The organism is Streptomyces sp. NRRL F-5135, assembly GCF_000719775.1.
Classification (GTDB): Bacteria; Actinomycetota; Actinomycetes; order Streptomycetales; family Streptomycetaceae; genus Streptomyces; species Streptomyces hebeiensis.
Genome location: NZ_JOHR01000001.1, coordinates 520,321 through 540,803, shown reverse-complemented (window position 1 = coordinate 540,803; position 20,483 = coordinate 520,321). Strand labels below are relative to the sequence as shown.

The following is a 20,483-nucleotide window of genomic DNA, read 5'->3' as shown; positions in this document are numbered from 1 at the left end:
CAATGTGAACCCGCCCGCGCAACCCATCGAGGTCCTGCTCGTCGAGGACGACGCGGGGGACGAGTTGATGACGCGCGAGGCGTTCGAGGACAACAAGATCCGCAACACCCTCCATGTGGTGCGCGACGGCGAGGAGGCGCTGGACTTCCTCTACCGGCGCGGCGCCCACCCGGAGGCCCCTCGCCCGGATCTCGTCCTGCTCGACCTCAACCTGCCGAAGTACGACGGACGTCAGGTGCTGGAGCAGATCAAGACGGACCCGGAACTCGCGGCGATCCCCGTCGTCGTGCTGACCACCTCCTCCGCCGAGGAGGACATCCTGCGCAGCTACAGGCTGCACGCCAACGCGTACGTGACCAAGCCGGTCGACCTGGACCAGTTCATCGCGGCCGTCCGCCAGATCGACGAGTTCTTCGTGACCGTGGTCCGGCTGCCCGGGCGCAACTGACGGCCGTCGCTCGTGCCACCCGTACATGGCAGACGTACGTGACGCCCTTCACGAAACCGGTCGGCATACCGTGCGCGTGGTGGGGCATAAGGGAACCCGAGAAGGGGTCCCCCGATCGCCTTCACCGGTGCCCGGGCAGGAGAGTATGAACGAACAGACCATCGGCGGCAGGACCTTCGCGTCCCTGGCGGATTCCGGGCAGCCGCTGCGCCGGGCCGCCGAGTACAGCGGCGAACCCGGGTGCATAGCCGAGGCCCGGGCGCTCGCCGTCAGGTTCCTGCAGCAGCTCGAAGCCGAGTGGTTCGCCGATCTCGGCGGCCGCACGGGCGACGATCTGCTGCTGGTCGTCAGCGAGTTGGTCACGAACGCGGAGCGGCACAGCCACGGACCGTATCTGCTGGAGCTGGAGGGGACGGCCCGGCAGGTGATCGTGACCGTGTACGACAGCAGTACGGCCCTCCCGCGCCGCTTCCCGAGGGACCCGGCCAGGCTGGGCGGCCACGGCATCGAGATCGTGCACGCGCTCAGCGACCGGCTCACCGCCGAGCGGGTCCCCGTCGGCAAGCGCGTCCAGGCCGTGTTCGACCTGGAGCGCCGGAAGGCGACCGCGGGGACGACCGCCTGACGCGGGGTCCGGGCGCGGCGCCCGGGGCCGCCGGACGTGGAGCCGGGGCGCCGCCCCTGGAGCCCGCCGCCGAGCCGTGGGCGCCGCCGCCCGCGGGACCGTGGAGCCCGCCGCCGGGCGCCCTTACGCGACCGGTTCGTCCGCTCTGCCGAACCAGTCCAGGCACAGCACCAGCGCGTCGTCCGTCGACTCGGCGTCGCGGTAGGCCGCCAGCTCGCCCAGCATCGCGCGCGGCACCATGGCGGCCGGCAGCAGGCTCGTCGAGCCGATCGCGCGCGCCAGCGCCCGGTCGCCGAACGCCTCGCCCTGCGGCGAGACCGCCGCGTACACGCCGTCGCTGACGAAGACCAGTCGGTCACCGGGCAGTACCTGGAACGTCTGTGCGGTGTAGTCCGACTCCTCGAACATGCCGAGGGGCAGCTGTGGGTCGAGCGCGACGCGTTCGACCGTCTTGCCCCGCCTGCGCCACAGCTGGGGCGACCCGGCGTCCACCGCCTCGACGCGGCCCGTCGCCAGCTCGAACCGCAGCAGCAGCGTCGAGACGTACGCCGCGCCCCGGTGCTGCTCGTACAGCGCCTGGTCCGCCAGCGCCGCCTGGTCCGCGAGGGCGATACCGGCCCGGCGGGCGTTGCGCAGCGCGTTGACGGCGAGATTGGTCAGCAGCGAGGCGTGGATGCCCTCGCCCATGCCGTTGGTCACCGCCAGCGTCAGCTCCTCGGCGTCGGCCGCCCAGTCGAAGTTGTCGCCGTGGATGGCGTAGGCGGGCTCCAGCTGGGCGCCGATGGCGTACTCCCGCGCGGCGCAGGCCCGCGCGGGCAGCAGGTCCCACTGCATCTCGGCCGCCAGGGTCAGCCGGCTCGCCCGGCGTACCCGCTGGTAGAGGTCGGTGTCCCGTTCGGCCACCAGAATCTCGTGCCCGAGCAGCTCGGCCACCTGGGTCAGGTCCGCCACGGCGGCCGGGGTGGAGCGGTCACCGGGCAGCCGGACCGTGAGGATCCCGAGCCGCTCCCCGCGCACGGTGACCGGCAGGTGGTGGTCGACCGCGTCCCCGTGCCGCACCTGGTGTTCGCGCGGCTCCTGGCTGCCGAAGGCGCGGCCCTCGGGGCTGTTGTGCAGGGACAGTGCCTCGCCGGGGTGGGTGACGGTGTCGACCGGCCGGAGTACCGTGAGGCCGTAGTCGGCGAGATGGAGCCGTACGGATGCCGCCCCGTACGCATCGGTCAATGCTGTACGAAGCGTGTCGACGAGGGCGTGCGGCGCCGCCGCACGGACCGCTCTTTCCACATCCGCGAGTAGAGTCACTGTCGCTCAGCCTTCTTCTTCCATGGGTGGATCCGTGGGTGGATCCGTCTGGGCTGACAAAGGTCCGAGCCGGATGAAAGGGTGGATCGATGTCCCGCTTCACCGGTCAGCCGAGCCAGCGCGAACAGGTCGCCGAGGCCGCCTGTGCCGCCTCGGAACTGCTTGAGGTGCTGTGGGGGCGTGGCCAGGAGGCGGCGCCGTCCGGTCCGGTCTCACCCTCCCAGCTACGTGCCCTTCTCGTCATCGAGAAGCATGAGGGCGCGAATCTGCGGACGCTCGGCGAGGTCCTCGGCTCGCGCGCGTCCTCGGTGAGCAGGCTCTGTGACCGGATGGAGGCCATGGGGCTCGTGGTGCGCTCGCCCAGTCCGACGAGCCGCCGGGAGGTCGAGCTGCGGCTGAGCAGACGCGGCCACAACGTGCTCGACGAGTACCGGGCCTTCCGCACCCGTGAGGTACGCATCGTGCTGGAGTTGATGGACCCCTCGGACGTCATCGCGCTCGCGAAGGGGCTGACCGCTTTCCGCGCCGCGGCGATCGGGCGGTTCGGAGCCCTCGACAACGTCGCGCCCGCGGGCTCGGAGCCGGGCACCGTGGCGGACAGCGCTTAGCTTCATTCGAGCCCACTTCCTGGCGATCGGCCGGATTGCTGTCCGTGTGCTGTCCGCGCCGAACCGTCGTGCGGAAGCGGGTGACAGATTGTTGCCTAGATTGTTGCCCACCAGCGAATGTTGTCAAATGGCAACTATTGCTTCTATCGTGGGGTCGCCCCGTCCCCGGCCCAGAAGGATCTACGTGCACCCTCCCTACAGCGCAGGCAAGGCCATGGGGGTGGCCAGGAGGCAGGACGGCGACGGGATGGTCCTCGCCGTCAGCGGCGATCTCGACCTGGAGAGCGTCGCCCCCCTCACCGCCGCACTGACCGAAGCGGGAGAGGCCGTCCCCGGCGCGGTCGTCGTGGATCTGTCCGGTGTGTCCTTCGCCGATTCGAGCACGGTGAACATCCTCCTCCAGGCGCACGGCGTGCTCGGTGCCCGGCTGCGCCTGGCCCGGCCGTCCGCGTTCGTCCGGCGGCTGTTCGGGGTCATCGGCCTCGAACGGGCCCTGCCGGTGTACGACACGGTCGAGGAAGCGCTGGCGGTGGGGCAGGCGTCCTGACGCCTGCCGGGTGTACGGCGTCCCACCTGCGCAATCGCCCCGCGCGCCGGGCCGGATCACCGGGACCCTTGGATTCGCTTCGCGGGGGTAAACGCCGGGCAAGACGGTCGAACGTGATGACCAGCCGACGGGGTGAGTGCCGATGAATCATCCGCTGATGCGGGACGACGAGTCCGACCGGTATGCGGAATGGACCTGCCGGCCGGAGCGGGCGGCCGATGCCCGGGAAGCGAGTTACGGGTTTCTGGCGGCCCTCCGCCCGACGCCCGGCACGGCCACCGCGCAGGACCTGGTGCTCGTGGTGTCCGAGCTGGTGACCAACGCCCTGCGGCATGCGGGCGCGGTCACCTCTTTGCAGTTGCGGGCCGACGCGCACAGCCTGCGGATCGTGGTGTCCGACCCCAGCCCGGTGTGGCCGAGCGACCGTACCCCCGACCTCACCGGGCAGAGCGGCGGCTTCGGCTGGCCCATGGTCCAGCGGCTGGCCCAGCGGGTCGCTGTCCGGCCCGGGGCGGGCGGCGGCAAGGTGGTCCTGGCCGTCCTCGCGCGCTAGGCCTGGGCCGCGGCGGGGCGAACCTTGTCGGGAGGGTCACTGGCCTTTCGCACGTCAGTACGGGGTGTGTGCGGCGTTTCCGCCGGTCCGGGCCCGCGCATCCTTCCGCCAGGAGGACGCCGGGAAACCCGGCTCGGGCAGGACGACGAGGGGGCCGTACCGAATGCGCGCACACCGCCGCAGGCCCGCACCAGGGCCGGACGTGGTCCGTGGCGCCGCCGCCGTGGCCGGACCGCTGCTCGTGTCGCTGACGGGGGCGCTGCTGACGGGCTGCACCGGCGGAGCCGGGACGGAGCCGGCACCGGGGGCCGGGCCCTCCGGAAGCCGGACCGCGACCGCCCCGGCCACCGCCGCCGCTCGCCCCGGGACGAGCGGCAAGCCGGGCGGGACGCCGGACGCCTGCGCGGACGCCGACTGCGAGGTGCGGCTCGTCGCCGGGGACGGAATCCGTTTCACGGGTCCGGCCGGCGCGGCCCGCTTCGAGATCGGCGCGGTGGACGACGGGGCCGTGACCTGGAGCCTGCCGGGAGCGCGGCGGTGCGGGACGTCGGGACCGGGGAGCATCCGGGTGACGAGCGACGGCGCGGGCTGCCGGGGGACGGTCGGACCGGGTACGACGCTCCGGGCGGAGGGCGTCACCGTGACCTTTCTCGACGTGGGCGCGGACACCGTGCTCGTACGGCTGCGGCCCCGGCTCTAGGGCGTGCCCCAGGGTCTGTCGTCCGGCACCGGGACGCGTGCCGACCGGCTCCGACGCCGGATGCGCCCCTGGGCCGGTGCCGGATCAACCCGTTGACATCGCCATACGTCCACCATACGTTTCTGTCGCGGAAAGCGCTTGCTAGAACCCCGTCCGAGATCCCTGTCCGCACGAGCAACTCGAAGCCCGAAGGGGAGTGTTCGCGACGTCTCCGCGCAACCTGACAGACCGGCGGATCCGCGCCGCCGTCATCGGCACCGGACAGATCGCCAAGGGCGCGCATCTCCCGGCCCTGCGTACCCTCGGCGGCGAGATCGACATCGTCGCCGCCTTCGACATCGACGAGGAGGCCGTCCGCGCGTTCTGCGCCGGCGGGGACATCCCGCACCCGTACACCGACCTGGCCCGCATGCTCGACGAGCAGCGCCCGGACCTGGTGTCCGTCTGCACCCCGCCCGTCTTCCACCGTGAGCAGACGGTGGCCGCGCTGCGCTCCGGGGCCTGGGTGTGGTGCGAGAAACCGCCCTGCCCCTCCCTCGCCGAATTCGACGCCATCGAGGCGGCGGAGGGCACGGAGGCGGACGGCGGCCCGTTCGCGGCGATCGTCTTCCAGCACCGGTTCGGCTCGGGCGCGGACCACGTCCGCTCCCTGCTCGCCGACGGGTCGCTGGGCCGCCCCCTGGTCGCCCACTGCCAGACCACCTGGTACCGCGACACCGACTACTACGCCGTGCCCTGGCGCGGCAGGTGGGCCAGCGAGGGCGGTGGTCCCGCGATGGGCCACGGCATCCACCAGATGGACCTCCTGCTGGACCTGCTCGGACCATGGTCCGAAGTGCGCGCCATGACGGGCCGCCTGGTGCACGACGTCGAGACCGAGGACGTCTCCACCGCGCTCGTCCGGTTCGACGGCGGCGCGCTGGCCACCGTCGTCAACAGTGTGCTCAGCCCCGACGAGGTGAGCCGTATCCGGATCGACTGCGAGCGCGCCACGGTCGAACTGACCCATCTGTACGGCTACGGCAACGACGACTGGCGGATCACCCCCGCGCCCGGGACCGCGACCGCGGAAGCTGCCCGCTGGCAGGACATGGGGGAGAACGTCCCCAGTTCCCACCTGGCCCAACTGCGCGCACTCGTCACCGACATGAGGGCGGGGCGCCGACCGCGCAGCAGCGGCGCCGACGGCCGCAAGAGCCTGGAGCTGATCACCGCGCTCTACAAGTCCGCGTTCACCGACACCACCGTGCGCGCCGGGGAGATCGGCCCGGGTGATCCGTTCCACACCGTCCTGCACGGTGGCGCGCCCGGCTGGGCGCCGGAGGCCGAGGCCGGGGACGCCCCCGTACCCGCGCAGGCTCCGACCGCCACGCCTGACCCGACCGCCGAACCCGCCGCACCCGCCACGGAGATCCCCGCATGACGACGTTCGACACCGCCCCCGACGCCGCCTCGGATTCCGCCGCCGCGACCGCCGCCGGCACCGCGACCGACAGCGACACCGCGGCCGGCCCAGCGGACCCGGCGCCCGCTGCGGCCGGGCTGCTGCTGACCCACGCGCACGGCGACCGGATCGAACTGCGCGCCGGGGACGTCACCCTGCTCAGCTACGTCTACCGTCCCGAGGCGGCCTGGGAGGCGCCCAAGCCGTACGTGCACCCGCTGCGCACGCTCTCCGGAGGCGTGGTCACCGACTACCGTCCCAACGACCACCGCTGGCACAAGGGCCTCCAGCTCACCGCGTCCCACCTGTCGGGGCAGAACCTGTGGGGCGGCAACTCGTACGTGCACGGCCAGGGATACCTCCGGCTTCCCGAGCGCGTCGGCTCGATGAGCCACGAGGACTTCGACGAGGTGTCGGCCGGGGACGGCCGGGCCGTCATCGCCGAACGGCTTCTCTGGCGCCACCACGACGGCACCCCCTGGGCCGAGGAGACCCGCCGGATCGAGATCCACGGCATCGACCACACCGCGGGCGCCTGGACCCTGACCTGGTCCAGCGCCGTCACCAACCGTCGCGACGAGGAACTGCGCTTCGGCAGCCCCACCACGGCGGGCCGCGAGATGGCCGGTTACACCGGCCTGTTCTGGCGCGGGCCGCGCGCCTTCCGGGACGGACAACTGCTCGGGCCCGAGCTGACGGGGCAGGAACTGATGGGCACTCAGGCTCCCTGGGTCGCCTACAGCGGTGAGTTCGACGGACGGGACGGCCACGCCACACTCGTCTTCGCGCACGCCCCGGAGAACGACCACACCGGCGCCGGGGGGCAGCACCCCGCCCACTGGTTCGTACGCAGCGACCCGTTCGCCGCCGTGGCCCCCTCGTGGGCCTTCCACGAGGAACTGGTCCTGCCGCCCGGGGACACGCTGGCCCGGCGCTGGCGCGTGGTGATCGCCGACGGGAGCTGGGACCGCGAGAAGATCACGGACTACCTGGCAGGGCTGCCGTGGTGAGCCCGGACGCCGGGTTCCCCGGACTGCCGGGGGCCGTCGCCGTCTCGCACCTGAGTGTGTACGACTGGGAGAGCTCCGACGGAGTGCGCGGCGGCACCCCGCACCTGCACCTGACCTGCTCCGAGGCGTACGTGGTGACCGAGGGCCGGGGCGCGGTCCAGACGCTCAGCGCCGGGAGTTGTGAGACGACACCGCTGGAGCCGGGAGCCCTCGTGTGGTTCACGCCCGGCACGATCCACCGGCTGGTGAACGAGGACGGGCTGCGCATCGTCGTCCTCATGCAGAACAACGGACTCCCGGAGGCCGGGGACGCCGTGCTCACACTGCCGCCGGAGTATCTGACCGACCCCGGGACCTACGCCCGGGCCGTACGGATCCCGGCCGCGGGCGACGCGACGGAGGCCGAACGCGCCGCCGTGGCGCGCCGACGACGGGATCTCGCCATCGAGGGCTTCACCGCGCTGCGCACGGCGTGGCAGGCGGGCGACCCCGAGCCGCTGCTCGGCTTCCAGCGGGCCGCCGCCGAGCTCGTACGGCCCAAGGCGGCGGACTGGCGGGCGCGCTGGGAGGCGGGGGCCGCCGAGGCGGCCCGGCAGACCGGCGCCCAGCTCGACCGGCTGGCGGCGGGTGACGTCTCCTACCTGGCGGAGGCGGGTGTCCGCGCACGGCAGCCGGCGGCTCGGGGCGGATTCGGCATGTGCGGCCTGCTGGACACGTACGACATCCTGCGGGCCGACGCTTCGTAGCTTCGTGGCGGTGTCGGTGCCCCGGTCGCGCTGTCACGCGTCGGCGGACAGCGCGACCGGGGATCGGCCGACGCCCGCGGCTCCGGCGGCCGTGCGGCCGGGCCCGGGCGTCCGAGCACCGATTCACGACCGGCGTTGCGGAGTGCTGCCGGCTGTCCGATTCTTCGGACCCGCGCGACGTCGTCTCCGGTACAGGCGAGCGAGCAGCCAGAGGACCGAACCGGTGAACAGCAGGGCGGTGACGAACAGCCACCGGGAGAGGAAGACGTCGGCGGGCAGCCCTGTGCCGCGTTCGTAGTGCTCCACGCGCCGGGTGATCAGCGGGAACCACACCAGGAGCAGCAGACCGCTGAGGGCGGCCGGTACGCGGACGAAGTTCATCCATTCCCGGCCCCGAACCCCGGGCAGGCTCCGCAACGCGCGGTCGGCGAGCGCGTACAGCGGCAGCAGCACCAGGTCGTGTACGAGAGCCGAGCCGACGAACCACAGAGCGACGGCGAACCAGTCGCCGTTCAGCAGGCGCAGCCCCGCGTAGCCGGTCACGGCGAACGAGGCGGCCAGTAGCAGCAGGTGCGGCGGCCCTTCTCCGTACCGGGGCCGGAGCCGGGCCGGCCGGTGGTTCCTCATCCCGGTTCACCGAAGGTCATCCGGGCCACCCATTTCGTGTTGAGCACGCCGGGCGCGGCGGGAACGATGATCCTCGCCGGGTAACCGTGGTCGGGTGAGAGGCTTTCGCCGTTGACGCTCAGGGCGAGCAGCGACCGGGGGTCGCGTACCTGGTTGTGGCGCAGCGCGGCGCTGCGGAACGCCCCGCGGCGTTGGAGGGACTCCACGAGTACGTCCGGCGGTTCGTCCGCATCCTCGTACCCGGCCAGGGCGGCAAGGTCGCGGAGCCGCACTCCGCTCCACCATTGGTCCCCGGTTGACCAGCCTTCCACGCAGGCGATGGGCAGCGCGGCGCTGTGCTGGGGGAGGGCCAGCAGCTCGTCCCTGGACAGGTGGAGGTCCGCTCGGCGGCCGGAGAGGGCCAGCCGCCACGCCTTCCCGGTGTCGGTCCGGTGGATGCCCGCGGCCGCGATCGTCTTGTTGATCTGGAAGCCGTTGGGCCCGTTCCCCGGGTCGCCGCCACCGTGCGGGGCGAGGAGCGCGGTCCGGCGCAGGGGGCCGTCGAAGTTCTGGCCCGCCGTGGTGGCCAGCAGCAGGAGCGAACCTCCGCCGGCCAGACTCAGCGCGCCGCGCCGCGAGAGTGTCGGTTCCGCGGGCCGGGGGGAGACGAGCCCGGCACCGTCGTCGGGCTCCGGGTGGCCCGCCGGCCGCACGTGGCCGCCAGGCCGCGGAGGGCCCGCGCGCCGTAGGTGTGCCCGCACTCCCTGTTCCCGCAGCGTGCGGACGGTCCGGGGGAGGCGCAGAGCCACATGGACGACGAAAGCCGCCATGAACACCCATGCTCCGTAGAAGTGCAGGGGGTAGAAGGAGCCGGGGAAGAGGTAATCCAGCTGGATGTTGAGCATTCCGGTGACGAACTCGAACAGTGCCCCACCGACCAGCAGCAGCAGTGACAGCCGCTCCAGCGCGTGCCCGGGAGATCGTGCCGGGGGCAGCGCGAACAGCTTGGGAATGACGGACCACAGCTTCGCGAGCAGTACCGGGAACAGGGCGATGCCGACGGTGACGTGCAGGCCCTGATTGAGGCGGTAGAGCCAGTGCGGATCAGTTGGCCAGTCGAACAGGTAGAAGCCCAGTATGCCCTTGTCCGGCGTCTTGTCGTTCACGGGCGACAGGTTCGGGTTGTACGCGGCGTACGACAGCAGACCGGTCACGAACAGCAGCGTGATGCCGGCGAGCAGGACGACACCGAGCACGGACGTCAGCCAGGGCCCGCGCAGTGGGCTGCGCCAGAACGCGGGGGAGGCCGACGGGCGGTCTGATCCGAAGAACCCCTTGCGCATGATGCGGCCATCCTCTGCGGTCTACGCGACGTCCGGCCGTCGCACTGCCTCGACGGTAGGCCCGGCGGGTGGTCTTGGTGGGGCGGCGACCGATGACGAAACGCTGACGTCCTCCGCCCGTACGCCAGGCCCTCCCAGGATCTGACGGTTGTGTGACGTCCCCCCGCAATGCGGCCCGGACTTGGTGGTTCCCTCCTACCGTGCAGGCGTGGAACACCATGACACCCTCACCCGTCACTCACGCCCCGGTGTGCGAAGCGATGTCGCGGCGGCCGGCGCGGCGGCCCTTCTGGTCGTGCTGGCGGTGATCGTCGGCAGCGCCGTCCAGCGCGGCGACGGGAGCCTCCGCGTCGGCTGGCCGCCACTGCTCGCCTCCTGGTCCCCTCATGCCGGTCCCGGGACCCCGGCCGCGCTCGTGGTGGCCGTCGCCGTGATCGTGTACGGGCCGGTGCTCGCCGGCAAGCTGCCCTGGCGGGGGCTACTCCTCGGCTCGTGGCTGACGTCGATGGCCTGGACCTGGTCCCTGGCGCTCATCGACGGTTGGCACCGCGGCATCGCGCGGCGGCTCACCACCCGGAACGAGTACCTCCAGGTGATCGACCGGTTCGACGACATCCCGGCCGCTCTGCGCGACTTCACCCGGCACATCCTGATCGGCTCGCCCGACAACTGGCCCGCCCACGTCGCCGGACACCCCCCGGCCGCCACTCTCACCTTCGTCGGCCTGGACCGGATCGGGCTCGGCGGCGGCGCCTGGGCCGGGACGTGGTGCATCACGGTCGGGTGTACCGCGGCGGCGGCGGTGCTCGTCACCGTCCGTGCCCTGGCCGACGAGCCGCTCGCACGCCGGGCCGCGCCGTTCCTCGTGCTGGCCCCGGCCGCGATCTGGGTCGGCGCCTCGGCCGACGGCTACTTCGCCGCCGTCACCGCCTGGGCGATCGCCCTGCTGACCCTGGCGGCCACCCGTGCCCCCCGCTTCCCGGCCGCCGCCCTGGGCTCCGGGCTGCTGCTCGGCCTCACCTGCTACCTGTCGTACGGGCTCACGCTGTTCGCGATCGTCGCCCTCGGCGTACTGCTCGCCGCCCGCACGACGCGCCCACTGCCGCTGGTGCTGTCAGGGGCGGCCGCCGTACCGCTGGTGTTCACCGTGCTGGGATTCGACTGGTGGGAGGCGTACCGGCTGCTGACGGAGCGCTACTACCAGGGGGCGGGAGGTGTCCGACCGTACGGGTACTGGGTGTGGGCCAACCTCGCCTGTACGGTGATCGTGCTGGGCCCGGCCACCATCGCGGGTCTGCGGCGGGCGGCGGTGGCCTCACCCGGTGCGGTGCGGGCGGCCCGTCTCCGTCAATCCGTGCCCCGGCCCGTGAGGGGGACAACGGGGGCGCAACGACTGGTGATTCTCGTGCTGGCGGCTCTCCTCGCCCTTGTCGTCGCCGATCTGTCCGGAATGAGCAAAGCCGAGACCGAGCGCATCTGGCTGCCGTTCGCCACGTGGCTTCTGGCCGCCGCCGCCCTGCTGCCTGCCCGTGGCCGCCGAGCCTGGCTGACCAGCCAGGCGGTTCTGGCGCTGGCGGTCAACCATCTGCTGTTCACCGGCTGGTGAACAGCGGGGCCGGGGCCCGGCCGCCGCTCGAGCCCGAAGGCTGAGCAGCGGCCGGGCCGATGAGCCGGGACCGGTTCGGTCAGGACGGTTGAGCCGGGGCAACCCTGCCCGCCGCCACACGCCGCAACTCCGCGAAGCGGCGCTCTTCCGCCCGCCACTGTCCGGTGACCCTCCACCCCGCCGCTTCGGCGGCGGAACGCAGCGCCCGGGCACCGACCCGGGCCCAGGGGAACGCGTCCCCCCGGGCTCCGCGCCCGTCGTCGACCCTGACCCGTACCCGTTCGTCGACATCGGGCAGGGCGGTTTCGACGAGCGCCACCCCGTCATCGGCGGCGAGTTCGGCCACCCTTGTCAGCAGCGCGGCCGGGTCACCGCCGATGCCGATGTTCCCGTCCATCAGCAGCACCGTGTCCCAGCGGCCCTCGCCGGGCAGCCGCTGGAAGACCGAGCGGCACAGCGCCCGGCCGCCCGAGCGGACGGTGCGCCGCACCGCCTCGGGGTGCACATCTATGCCAAGCACGGGACGGCCCCGGGCAGTGAGTGCCGCCACCAGCCGACCGGGCCCGCAGCCGATGTCGAGCACGGAACCCCGGCATCGCTCCAGCACCGCCAGGTCGGCCGCGTCCGGCGCGGCGCACCAGCGCTCCACCTCCAGCGGCAGCAACCAGCCGTCCCCGCGCCGCAGGAAGAGCGGGCCGCGACCGGTGCGCAGGGCGGCGGCATACAGATCGTCTCGCCATGCCGCCCGTATTGGTTCCGGGGCGCGGGCGGCCGATACCTCGGCCACGTTTCCCGCGCTCACCGGGCCCCGGTCCGGTCGAGTTCCGAGTGGAGAGCACCGAACCGGGTGCCGGGTGCCCCGGCCGCGACCGCCGACGCGTCGGCCGCCGTGTCGACATCCCGCAGCATCGGCAGATCCCGCACAGCCAGGCGGGCATGCGTCAGTCTGCGCCGCTGCGCCGCGCCCGTCCCGGGCACGGACATGGGCACGCCACGCAGCAGGGCCGGGTCCGGTTCGGCGAACCCCAGCGCCCAGAAACCGCCGTCGGCGGCCGGTCCGAACCTCGCCTGCGCGTAGCCGAAATCGAGCCCTTCGGCCAGGAGCGACGGGGTGACCTGCGGGGTGTCCATGCCGATCAGGAGCGTCGGCCCGGTGCTGAGCGCGAAGGCGGCGGCGAGCCGTTCGTCCAATGTGCCGTCGCACTGGGGTACGACCTCGAAGCCGGGCGGCAGCCACGGTCCCGGTCGCCCGTCGAGTACCAGCACCCGGCGCTCGGCCGGAGTGGCACGCACCGCCTCCAGCGTGTCCGCGAGCGCCGCCGCCGCGAGCCGGGCCGCCTCCTCGGGGCTGAAGGGCGGGCTGAGCCGTGTCTTCACCCGGCCCGGCACAGGTTCCTTGGCGATGACGAGCAGTGTGGTCATCGGACGCTCCCCGCTCCGGTCGTACTGGTCGTCGACGGCGCGGCGAGTACCCCGCGCATATCGTGGACCGTTTGCCAGGTGCCCCGCCATGTCCCGGTGACCTTGGACTTTCCGGTACGGGGTAGATACGGCACGTCCATCTCATGTACTCGCCACCCCGCGTCGGCGGCACGCACCACCATTTCCAGCGGATAACCGCTGCGACGGTCGGTCAGCCCGAGCCCGAGCAGTTCCGCACGCCGCGCGGCCCGCATCGGCCCGAGGTCGTGCAGGCGCAGCCCGGTACGGCGGCGCAGCATCCGGGTCAGCGCCAGATTCCCCGCACGGGCGTGCACAGGCCAGGACCCGGGAGTCCGCGGGCGCCGGCGCCCGAGCACCAAGTCCGCTGTGCCGGCGGCCACTCGGGCGACGAAGGGAACGAGCAGCGCCGGATCGAGCGAGGCGTCGCAGTCGCAGAAGCAGACGACATCCGCCTCCGCGGCCAGCAGCCCCGCGTGGCAGGCGGCGCCGAAGCCACGTTTCGGCTCGTGCACCACGGTCGCCCCCAACGCGTGGGCGATGCGAGGGGAACCGTCGGTGGAACCGTTGTCGACGACGATCGCCCGCCACGCGGCGGGTATACGCTCCAGGACCCAGGGCAGGGCCGCCGCCTCGTCGAGGCAGGGCAGGACGACGTCGACCGTCAATGAGATCGTGGGAAGGGAATCGGTCACGGTTTCACCGTACGGAGCTAAAGCAGACATTTGGGATCTCGGGGTCTTACGAAACGCGAACGTCGTCCCGTGACACCGGCAATGGCCGGGAACGGCGGCAACCGCGGTGCGAGTCTGGAGACATGGAGAGCGACAAGAGCATCCTGGTCGTGGACGACGATCCCACCGTGGCCGAGGTCGTCACCGGCTATCTGGAGCGGGCCGGGTTCGCCGTGCACCAGGCTCCCGACGGGCCCGCAGCCTTGCGGGCGACCGAACTGCGGTGGCCCGACCTGGTCGTCCTCGATCTGATGCTGCCCGGTATGGACGGCCTGGAGGTCTGCCGCCTCCTGCGCTCCCGCGGCCCCGTCCCCGTCATCATGCTCACCGCGCGCGGCGATGAGGACGACCGGATCCTCGGCCTGGAGATCGGCGCCGACGACTACGTCACCAAGCCCTTCAGTCCTCGCGAGCTGGTGCTGCGCGTCGAGTCCGTACTGCGCCGTGGCTCATCGTCCCAGCCACCCGGGGCGACATTGAGCGCGGCAGGCCTGGAACTAGACCCCGCGGCCCGCCGCGCCACCAAGCACGGGCACGACCTCTCCCTGACACTGCGAGAGTTCGACCTCCTGGCCTACTTCCTGCGTCACCCGGGGCAGGTCTGCGACCGCGACCGGCTGATGCGTGAGGTGTGGGGCTGGGAGTTCGGGGACCTGTCCACCGTCACCGTCCACGTACGGCGACTGCGCGGAAAGATCGAAGACGACCCGGCCCGGCCCCGGCTCATCCACACCGTCTGGGGTGCGGGGTACCGCTTCGACCTCCCAACGGGTCCCGCACCGCACCCGGCGGGGAATCAGGTCTGACAGCCAATGCGCGATCTTCTGCTCATCGCCCTGTACGCCTTCCTCGGCGCGGCCGCCGCCGGGCTGCTCGGGGCTCTCGCACTGCGTCTGCTGCGCCGCCGTTCGATCGCGGTCTCCCTCGCGGTGGTCGCCGCCGTCGCGGTCGGCGCGATGCTCGCCGGAACTCTCGCGGTCGCCAGGGCGATGTTCCTCTCCTCCCACGACCTGACCGTCGTCACCACCGTGGTCGCCATGGCCGCCGCCGTCTCGCTCGCCACCGCCCTGCTGCTGGGCCGCCAAGTCGTCGTCATCTGCCGCGATCTGGCCCGGGCCGCACGCCGCTTCGGCGAGGGCGGCACCTTCACCGCCCCCGGCGCCACGGCGCCCGCCGAACTCAGGGCACTCAGCCGCGAACTGACCGCCACCAGCGAACTCCTCACCGCGGCCCAGGAGCGGGAACGCGCGCTGGAGACATCCCGGCGCGAACTCGTCGCCTGGATCTCACACGATCTGCGCACCCCACTCGCGGGGCTGCGTGCCATGTCCGAAGCTCTGGAGGACGGCGTCGTCACCGACCCCGCCCGCTACCACCGTCAGATCCGTACCGAGGTCGACCGACTCAACTCCATGGTCGGCGACCTCTTCGAACTCTCCCGTATCCACGCCGGCGCCCTCGCCCTCACCACCGCCCGCGTCTCCATGTACGACCTGGTGGGCGACGCCCTGGCCGGTGCCGACCCGCTCGCCCGCGAACACGGGGTCCGTCTCGTCGGCGATCGCGTCGCCGCGGTGCCCGTCGAGGTCGACGGCAAAGAGATGACCCGCGTCCTCGCCAACCTCCTCGTCAACGCGATCCGGCACACCCCCGCCGACGGCACGGTCGCCGTCGCCGCCGAACTCCGCGCCGACTCCGTCGTGCTCTCCGTCACAGACGGGTGCGGAGGCATCCCTGAGAGCGATCTGCCGAACGTCTTCGACACCGGCTGGCGCGGCACCGCCGCCCGCACGCCGAGTCCGGCGGGCGCCGGACTCGGTCTGGCCATCGTGCGCGGCATCGTCGAAGCGCACGCCGGCCGCGCCGCCGTGCACAACGTCACCGGCGGCTGCCGCTTCGAAGTCACTCTCCCCGCAGCCCGCTCCTAGCGAATTCCGCCATACCCTCCGCGAAACCGGTCTCCGGCTTCCACCCTGTCTCGGCGATCAGCCGTCGCGAGTCGGCCGTGATGTGCCGGACATCACCGAGCCTGAAGTCGCCGGTGACCGTCGGCCGGGGCCCGTCGTGCGCGGCGGCCAGCGCCCGCGCCATCTCGCCGACCGTGTGCGGCTCGCCGCTACCGGTGTTGTACGCGGTGAACGCGCCCGGCGGCCGCCCGGCGATCGTCTCGGCCACCAGTGTGTTGGCCGTGGCCACATCGTGCACATGGACGAAGTCACGGCGCTGGCCGCCGTCCTCGAAGACCACGGGAGCCTCACCACGCGCCAGCGCCGATCGGAACAGGGAGGCCACACCCGCGTAGGGAGTATCGCGGGGCATGCGCGGACCGTACACGTTGTGATAGCGCAGCGACACGGCCCGGCCGCCCACCGCGCGCGCCCAGGAGGCGGCCAGGAGTTCCTGGGCCAGCTTGGTCGCCGCGTAGACATTCCGGGGATCGGCCGGGGCGTCCTCACCCACCAGCCCAGGCTCCAGCTCGGCTCCGCAGCGCGGGCAGAGCGGCTCGAAGCGACCGGCCTCAAGATCCGACACGGCGCGGGGTCCCGGCCTGACCTGGCCGTGCCGGACGCAGTCGTAGCGCCCCTCCCCGTACACCACCATCGACCCGGCGAGAACCAGGTCCCGTACCCCGGCCTCGGCCATCGCGGCGAGCAGAACCGCCGTCCCGAGGTCGTTGCAGGCCACATACGCGGGCGCGTCCGCGAAATCCTTACCGAGCCCCACCATCGCCGCCTGATGGCACACCACGTCCACCCCGGCCAGAGCCCGTGTCACCGTGTCCGGGTCCCGCACATCGCAGGGAACCCACTCCGCTCCGTCAGGAACTGCCGGGGCCTGCTGGTGAGCGGTGGGAAGCAGGGCGTCCAGGACGACCGGCTCATGCCCGCGTGCCCCAAGTTCCTCGACGATGTGCGAGCCGATGAAGCCCGCCCCTCCGGTGACAAGTACTCGCATGATGCCAACGCTACGGAACCCGGCCGCCAACGGAACGGACGTGGCCGCCGATGTCACGAAGGCGTAAGAACCCGCGAAACCATCCGAAGCCGTCGCGCCGGGCGTATGTCCCGGAGAATGCGACGACGTGAGGGTCGGCGGGGCGGAAGAAGCCCCTTCCTCTTGCCGTGGCGGCCCGGCGACCGTACGGTGATCCGAGGGGTGAAACGTTTCATGTCCGGCGTGGCAGGGAGGGTGAGGGGATGGCGCGAGGCCGCGCCGCGATCGCGGTCGCAGTCGGGTCGGCGAGCGCGGACCCCATGGAGCTACCGGTCCCGTCCCGGCTCCCCGTCGCGCCGCAGCAGATACGTGTCCATGATCCAGCCCTTGCGGGCGCGTGCCGCCGCCCGCAGTTCCTCGATCCGGCCGGCGGCCTCGGACAGTCGCCCGGAGACCAGGATCTGGTCCTCCGTCCCCACGTAGGCACCCCAGTGGATGACCGGATCCGCCGCGAGATGGTGCCGGTAGGACTGCTGGGAGTCCAGCATCACCACGACGTCGTCCACGCCCTCGGGCCAGCCGTCGGCCAGCCGGCGGCCCGTGGTGATCTGTACGGGGCCGCCCACGCGGTTCAGCCCGATCCGGTGCGCGGCGGCGAGCGCGGAGACACTGCTGATGCCGGGGATCACCTCGTGGTCGAAGCGGACCGTGCCGCGCGCCAGGATGTCCTCCAGGATGGCGAGCGTCCCGTCGTACAGGGCCGGATCGCCCCAGACGAGGAAGGCTCCGGTCCGGTCGTCGGCGGGTCCCTCGCCCAGTTCCTCGGTGATCAGGCGTTCGTAGAGGTCCGTCCGGCGAGCGCGCCACTCGGCCACGGTCGCGGAGTACGCTGCGGTGTCCGGCGCGGGCGCCCGCACCGGATCGCGCGCCTCGACCACCCGGTGCGCGTGACCGCCGATGTGCCGGCGCAGAATCTCGTGCCGCAGCCGCCCGGGACCGGACCTCTCCTCGCCCTTGTCGAGGAAGAAGAAGACGTCCACCTGATGGAGCGCCTTGACCGCCTGCACGGTCAGCTGGTCCGGGTCGCCCGCGCCGATACCGATGACATAGATCTTTCGCACCCGGTCGAGTCTGCCGTACGGGCCGCTCGGTGCCACCGCCGCGGTGGCCGGATCCGGTCCGCCGGGCCCCTCGGGCCCGGATCCCCCCGGCTCCGACCCATCCCCGCCGAGAAAGGCGACGATCCCTCCGATGTCTGATGTCTGATCTCCCGTCATCCGCGTCGCGTGACGGGCTTACGTACGTCCCTGACGCGACATATGCTCCGCCCATGCGTGCCGCCCTCTTCGTGACCTGCGTCAATGACGCCCTCTATCCCTCCACCGGGATCGCGACCGTACGGCTGCTCGAACGGCTCGGTGTCGCCGTGGACTTCCCCGACGCGCAGAGCTGCTGCGGCCAGCCGCAGTTCAACACCGGCTACCGCCGGGAGACCGAGCCGCTGGTGCGCCGCATGGTGCGGGCGTTCGAGGAGTACGAGTACGTCGTGACACCGTCCGGGTCCTGCGCCGCGATGATCCGTCACCACTACCCGAAGTTCGGAAACCGGGCCGCCGCCTCGCTCGCCGCGCGGACCTACGAGCTGACGGAGTTCCTGGCCGACGTCCTCGGGGTGACGGACGTCGGGGCGTACTTCCCGCACACCGTCACCTACCACCCCTCCTGCCACGGCCTGCGCGTGCTGGGCCTCGGGGACCGGCCGCGGAGACTGCTGGACGCGGTGCGCGGACTCCGGTTGCGCGAGCTGCCGGGCGCGGAGGAATGCTGTGGCTTCGGCGGCACCTTCGCGGTGAAGAACTCCGATGTCTCGGTGGCGATGGGCCGGGACAAGGTGGACAACGCCGTCTCCACCGGAGCCGGAGTGCTGTGCGGCGCGGACAACTCGTGCCTGATGCACATCGGCGCGATCGCGAGCCGCGCGGACGCCCCGCTGCGCCCCGTCCACCTCGCGGAGATCCTGGCGTCGACGGAAGAGGAGCCCTGGTCATGAGCGGCACGTTTCTGGGCATGCCGGCCTTTCCCGCGGCTGCGCGCGACGCGGTGGCCGATCCGACGCTGCGCGCCAATCTGCGGCACGCCACCCACACGATCCGCGACAAGCGGGCCAAGGCCGTCGCGGAACTGGACGACTGGGCGCGGCTGCGGGAGGCCGGCAAGCGGATCAAGGACCACACCCTGCGCCATCTGGACCGCTACCTCGTCCAGTTGGAGGAGGCGGTCACGGCGGCGGGCGGTGTGGTGCACTGGGCCGCCGACGCGGCCGAGGCGAACCGCGTCGTGGCCGACCTGGTCAAGGCCACCGGCGAGCGCGAGGTCGTCAAGGTCAAGTCGATGGCCACCCAGGAGATCGGCCTCAACGAGGCGTTGGCGGCCGAGGGCATCACCGCGTACGAGACGGACCTGGCCGAGCTGATCGTGCAGCTCGGCGACGACCGGCCGTCCCACATCCTGGTGCCGGCGATCCACCGCAACCGGGGCGAGATCCGGGACATCTTCCGCGACCGCATGGCCGCGTGGGGCCGGGCGGCGCCGGAGGGTCTGTCCGACACGCCCGGCGAGCTGGCGGAGGCGGCCAGACTGCACCTGCGGGAGAAGTTCCTGCGCGCCAAGGTCGGTGTCTCGGGCGCCAACTTCATGGTCGCCGAGACCGGTACCTGCGTGGTCTTCGAGTCGGAGGGCAACGGGCGGATGTGCCTGACCCTGCCGGAGACACTGATCTCGGTGGTGGGGATCGAGAAGGTGGTGCCCACCTGGCGGGATCTGGAGGTCTTCCTCCAGACACTGCCCCGTTCCTCGACCGCCGAGCGGATGAATCCGTACACCAGCACATGGACCGGCACGCACGACGGCGACGGGCCGCGCGTCTTCCACCTGGTGCTGCTGGACAACGGCCGCACGGACACCCTCGCCGACGAGGTGGGCCGGCAGGCGCTGCGCTGCATCCGCTGCTCGGCCTGCCTGAACGTCTGCCCGGTGTACGAGCGCGCCGGCGGGCACGCGTACGGCTCCGTCTATCCCGGCCCGATCGGCGCGATCCTCACCCCCCAGCTGCGCGGGACGGAGAGCGAGATCGACGCCTCGCTGCCGTACGCCTCCTCGCTGTGCGGGGCCTGCTACGACGTGTGCCCGGTCGCCATCGACATCCCCGAGGTCCTGGTGCACCTGCGGGAGCGGGTCGCGGACCGGGGCGGCAAGGGGCACCGGCTGGAGAAGGCGGCGATCAAGGCGGCCGGCTGGGTCTTCGACCACCCGCGGGCGCTGGCGGCGGGGGAGCGGATCGCGTCGAGGACCCGCGCGGTCCATCCGTCGAGGATCCCGGGCGCGGGGGCGTGGACGGAGGGGCGCGATCTGCCGCGACTGCCGAGCGAGCCGTTCCGCGACTGGTGGCGGAAGAACCGGAGGAACGGCGCGGGCCCCGCCGGCCCCGGCGTGCGCGGGCCGGTGCGGGCGAGCCCGGACGCCGACGCCGGCCGGTCGGACGATCGATCCGGCGACCGTCCGGACGGCCGGTCCGCGGCCCGCTCGGATGATCGGGTCGGCGACCGGCCGGGCGACCGCGCAGCGGACCGGGCCGGGGAACGGACCTCGGAGAAGCCTGCCGAGCGGAAGGACGGCGACGTATGAGCGGGGACAGCGGTACGGGCCCGGACCCGTCGGGCCCGGGCCGGGAGCCCGGCGCGGGGGCGGCGGCCGGCGGCGGTTCGGGCGCGGTCACGGGCCGGGACGCGGGGCCGGGCGCCTCGGTCGGTTCCGTACCCGGCGCGGCGGGAGGCCCCG

Annotated in this window: 22 protein-coding genes; 14 read left to right on the top strand and 8 right to left on the bottom strand. The window is 72.5% G+C overall.

Annotation, left to right across the window (positions count from 1 at the left end; genetic code table 11):
* The first annotated feature begins 4 nt into the window (after positions 1–4).
* Both IG02_RS0102430 and IG02_RS0102425 read left to right on the top strand, forming a co-directional pair.
* Positions 5–448: a response regulator gene (locus IG02_RS0102430; RefSeq protein ID WP_030741072.1), complete on the top strand. Its 444-nt coding sequence runs from the start codon at positions 5–7 to the stop codon at positions 446–448.
* Between the two features lie 145 nt (positions 449–593).
* Positions 594–1,073, top strand: a complete 480-nt coding sequence (locus IG02_RS0102425; protein WP_030741070.1) for an ATP-binding protein — start codon at positions 594–596, stop codon at positions 1,071–1,073.
* 123 nt (positions 1,074–1,196) lie between these two features.
* Here IG02_RS0102425 and IG02_RS0102420 read toward each other — a convergent pair whose 3' ends face one another.
* The gene (locus IG02_RS0102420; protein WP_030741069.1) at positions 1,197–2,375 is read right to left on the bottom strand and encodes a PP2C family protein-serine/threonine phosphatase; all 1,179 of its coding nucleotides are present in this window, start codon (positions 2,373–2,375) and stop codon (positions 1,197–1,199) included.
* 89 nt (positions 2,376–2,464) lie between these two features.
* On the opposite strand from IG02_RS0102420, the gene IG02_RS0102415 reads away from it, so the two are divergent.
* From IG02_RS0102415 to IG02_RS0102380, 7 genes are all read left to right on the top strand, one after another.
* Complete coding sequence (locus IG02_RS0102415) at positions 2,465–2,983, top strand: MarR family winged helix-turn-helix transcriptional regulator (RefSeq protein WP_030741067.1); 519 nt, start codon at positions 2,465–2,467, stop codon at positions 2,981–2,983.
* A 214-nt stretch (positions 2,984–3,197) separates the two neighbouring features.
* Positions 3,198–3,530, top strand: a complete 333-nt coding sequence (locus IG02_RS0102410) for an STAS domain-containing protein (RefSeq protein WP_030741065.1) — start codon at positions 3,198–3,200, stop codon at positions 3,528–3,530.
* Positions 3,531–3,672: 142 nt separating this feature from the next.
* The gene (locus IG02_RS0102405; protein WP_051764321.1) at positions 3,673–4,083 is read left to right on the top strand and encodes an ATP-binding protein; all 411 of its coding nucleotides are present in this window, start codon (positions 3,673–3,675) and stop codon (positions 4,081–4,083) included.
* A 163-nt stretch (positions 4,084–4,246) separates the two neighbouring features.
* Positions 4,247–4,783: a hypothetical protein gene (locus IG02_RS37600; protein ID WP_158712223.1), complete on the top strand. Its 537-nt coding sequence runs from the start codon at positions 4,247–4,249 to the stop codon at positions 4,781–4,783.
* 196 nt (positions 4,784–4,979) lie between these two features.
* Positions 4,980–6,206, top strand: a complete 1,227-nt coding sequence (locus IG02_RS0102390; RefSeq protein ID WP_078854117.1) for a Gfo/Idh/MocA family protein — start codon at positions 4,980–4,982, stop codon at positions 6,204–6,206.
* Positions 6,203–7,237 carry a PmoA family protein gene (locus IG02_RS0102385; protein ID WP_078854116.1) on the top strand — a complete coding sequence of 345 codons (1,035 nt, stop codon included), beginning with the start codon at positions 6,203–6,205 and terminating at the stop codon, positions 7,235–7,237. The genes IG02_RS0102390 and IG02_RS0102385 overlap by 4 nt, the downstream gene beginning before the upstream one ends.
* Positions 7,234–7,983, top strand: coding sequence for a cupin domain-containing protein (locus IG02_RS0102380; protein WP_420707702.1), 750 nt, complete (start codon positions 7,234–7,236; stop codon positions 7,981–7,983). Before IG02_RS0102385 ends, IG02_RS0102380 begins: the two co-directional genes overlap by 4 nt.
* Before the next feature lie 123 nt (positions 7,984–8,106).
* Here IG02_RS0102380 and IG02_RS0102375 read toward each other — a convergent pair whose 3' ends face one another.
* A complete protein-coding gene (locus IG02_RS0102375) occupies positions 8,107–8,610 on the bottom strand; it encodes a hypothetical protein (RefSeq protein WP_030741051.1) in 504 nt (167 codons plus the stop codon).
* Positions 8,607–9,932, bottom strand: coding sequence for a molybdopterin-dependent oxidoreductase (locus IG02_RS0102370; protein WP_037801813.1), 1,326 nt, complete (start codon positions 9,930–9,932; stop codon positions 8,607–8,609). Before IG02_RS0102370 ends, IG02_RS0102375 begins: the two co-directional genes overlap by 4 nt.
* 208 nt (positions 9,933–10,140) lie before the next feature.
* Here IG02_RS0102370 and IG02_RS0102365 point away from each other — a divergent pair, with 208 nt between their 5' ends.
* Positions 10,141–11,538, top strand: coding sequence for a hypothetical protein (locus tag IG02_RS0102365; RefSeq protein ID WP_051764316.1), 1,398 nt, complete (start codon positions 10,141–10,143; stop codon positions 11,536–11,538).
* A 79-nt stretch (positions 11,539–11,617) separates the two neighbouring features.
* Here the strand turns inward: IG02_RS0102365 and IG02_RS42460 are convergent, their stop codons facing one another.
* From IG02_RS42460 to IG02_RS0102350, 3 genes are read right to left on the bottom strand one after another with little or no spacing between them, the layout of a single operon-like run.
* Complete coding sequence (locus tag IG02_RS42460) at positions 11,618–12,340, bottom strand: methyltransferase domain-containing protein (RefSeq protein ID WP_078854115.1); 723 nt, start codon at positions 12,338–12,340, stop codon at positions 11,618–11,620.
* Positions 12,337–12,960: a TIGR04282 family arsenosugar biosynthesis glycosyltransferase gene (locus IG02_RS42455; protein WP_030741045.1), complete on the bottom strand. Its 624-nt coding sequence runs from the start codon at positions 12,958–12,960 to the stop codon at positions 12,337–12,339. Before IG02_RS42455 ends, IG02_RS42460 begins: the two co-directional genes overlap by 4 nt.
* Positions 12,957–13,703 (bottom strand): glycosyltransferase family 2 protein, encoded by a 747-nt coding sequence (locus IG02_RS0102350; RefSeq protein WP_078854114.1) that lies wholly within the window; start codon positions 13,701–13,703, stop codon positions 12,957–12,959. Before IG02_RS0102350 ends, IG02_RS42455 begins: the two co-directional genes overlap by 4 nt.
* A 92-nt stretch (positions 13,704–13,795) precedes the next feature.
* On the opposite strand from IG02_RS0102350, the gene IG02_RS0102345 reads away from it, so the two are divergent.
* Positions 13,796–14,518 carry a response regulator transcription factor gene (locus IG02_RS0102345; RefSeq protein WP_030741043.1) on the top strand — a complete coding sequence of 241 codons (723 nt, stop codon included), beginning with the start codon at positions 13,796–13,798 and terminating at the stop codon, positions 14,516–14,518.
* A 6-nt stretch (positions 14,519–14,524) separates the two neighbouring features.
* Positions 14,525–15,640 carry a sensor histidine kinase gene (locus IG02_RS0102340; protein WP_030741042.1) on the top strand — a complete coding sequence of 372 codons (1,116 nt, stop codon included), beginning with the start codon at positions 14,525–14,527 and terminating at the stop codon, positions 15,638–15,640.
* On the opposite strand, the gene IG02_RS0102335 is transcribed toward IG02_RS0102340, so the two are convergent.
* Positions 15,615–16,667, bottom strand: a complete 1,053-nt coding sequence (locus tag IG02_RS0102335; protein WP_030741040.1) for an NAD-dependent epimerase/dehydratase family protein — start codon at positions 16,665–16,667, stop codon at positions 15,615–15,617. The genes IG02_RS0102340 and IG02_RS0102335 overlap by 26 nt on opposite strands.
* A gap of 305 nt (positions 16,668–16,972) precedes the next feature.
* A complete protein-coding gene (cobF, locus tag IG02_RS0102330; RefSeq protein WP_030741037.1) occupies positions 16,973–17,767 on the bottom strand; it encodes a precorrin-6A synthase (deacetylating) in 795 nt (264 codons plus the stop codon).
* A gap of 209 nt (positions 17,768–17,976) precedes the next feature.
* On the opposite strand from cobF, the gene IG02_RS0102325 reads away from it, so the two are divergent.
* Together IG02_RS0102325 and IG02_RS0102320 are read left to right on the top strand one after the other, a co-directional pair.
* Positions 17,977–18,696, top strand: coding sequence for a (Fe-S)-binding protein (locus IG02_RS0102325; protein WP_030741034.1), 720 nt, complete (start codon positions 17,977–17,979; stop codon positions 18,694–18,696).
* Complete coding sequence (locus IG02_RS0102320) at positions 18,693–20,330, top strand: lactate utilization protein B (protein ID WP_078854113.1); 1,638 nt, start codon at positions 18,693–18,695, stop codon at positions 20,328–20,330. The genes IG02_RS0102325 and IG02_RS0102320 overlap by 4 nt, the downstream gene beginning before the upstream one ends.
* Positions 20,331–20,483: the final 153 nt, after the last annotated feature.

What these genes read in the sequence shown, in the direction of transcription:
- IG02_RS0102350 (WP_078854114.1), bottom strand. Translation starts at nt 13,703, where the DNA reads ATGTCTGCTTTAGCTCCGTACGGTGAAACCGTGACCGATTCCCTTCCC.
- IG02_RS0102320 (WP_078854113.1), top strand. Translation starts at nt 18,693, where the DNA reads ATGAGCGGCACGTTTCTGGGCATGCCGGCCTTTCCCGCGGCTGCGCGC.
- IG02_RS42455 (WP_030741045.1), bottom strand. Translation starts at nt 12,960, where the DNA reads ATGACCACACTGCTCGTCATCGCCAAGGAACCTGTGCCGGGCCGGGTG.
- IG02_RS0102405 (WP_051764321.1), top strand. Translation starts at nt 3,673, where the DNA reads ATGAATCATCCGCTGATGCGGGACGACGAGTCCGACCGGTATGCGGAA.
- IG02_RS0102415 (WP_030741067.1), top strand. Translation starts at nt 2,465, where the DNA reads ATGTCCCGCTTCACCGGTCAGCCGAGCCAGCGCGAACAGGTCGCCGAG.
- IG02_RS0102340 (WP_030741042.1), top strand. Translation starts at nt 14,525, where the DNA reads ATGCGCGATCTTCTGCTCATCGCCCTGTACGCCTTCCTCGGCGCGGCC.
- IG02_RS0102335 (WP_030741040.1), bottom strand. Translation starts at nt 16,667, where the DNA reads ATGCGAGTACTTGTCACCGGAGGGGCGGGCTTCATCGGCTCGCACATC.
- IG02_RS0102385 (WP_078854116.1), top strand. Translation starts at nt 6,203, where the DNA reads ATGACGACGTTCGACACCGCCCCCGACGCCGCCTCGGATTCCGCCGCC.
- IG02_RS0102375 (WP_030741051.1), bottom strand. Translation starts at nt 8,610, where the DNA reads ATGAGGAACCACCGGCCGGCCCGGCTCCGGCCCCGGTACGGAGAAGGG.
- IG02_RS0102345 (WP_030741043.1), top strand. Translation starts at nt 13,796, where the DNA reads ATGGAGAGCGACAAGAGCATCCTGGTCGTGGACGACGATCCCACCGTG.
- IG02_RS37600 (WP_158712223.1), top strand. Translation starts at nt 4,247, where the DNA reads ATGCGCGCACACCGCCGCAGGCCCGCACCAGGGCCGGACGTGGTCCGT.
- IG02_RS0102410 (WP_030741065.1), top strand. Translation starts at nt 3,198, where the DNA reads ATGGGGGTGGCCAGGAGGCAGGACGGCGACGGGATGGTCCTCGCCGTC.
- IG02_RS0102425 (WP_030741070.1), top strand. Translation starts at nt 594, where the DNA reads ATGAACGAACAGACCATCGGCGGCAGGACCTTCGCGTCCCTGGCGGAT.
- IG02_RS0102370 (WP_037801813.1), bottom strand. Translation starts at nt 9,932, where the DNA reads ATGCGCAAGGGGTTCTTCGGATCAGACCGCCCGTCGGCCTCCCCCGCG.
- IG02_RS0102325 (WP_030741034.1), top strand. Translation starts at nt 17,977, where the DNA reads ATGCGTGCCGCCCTCTTCGTGACCTGCGTCAATGACGCCCTCTATCCC.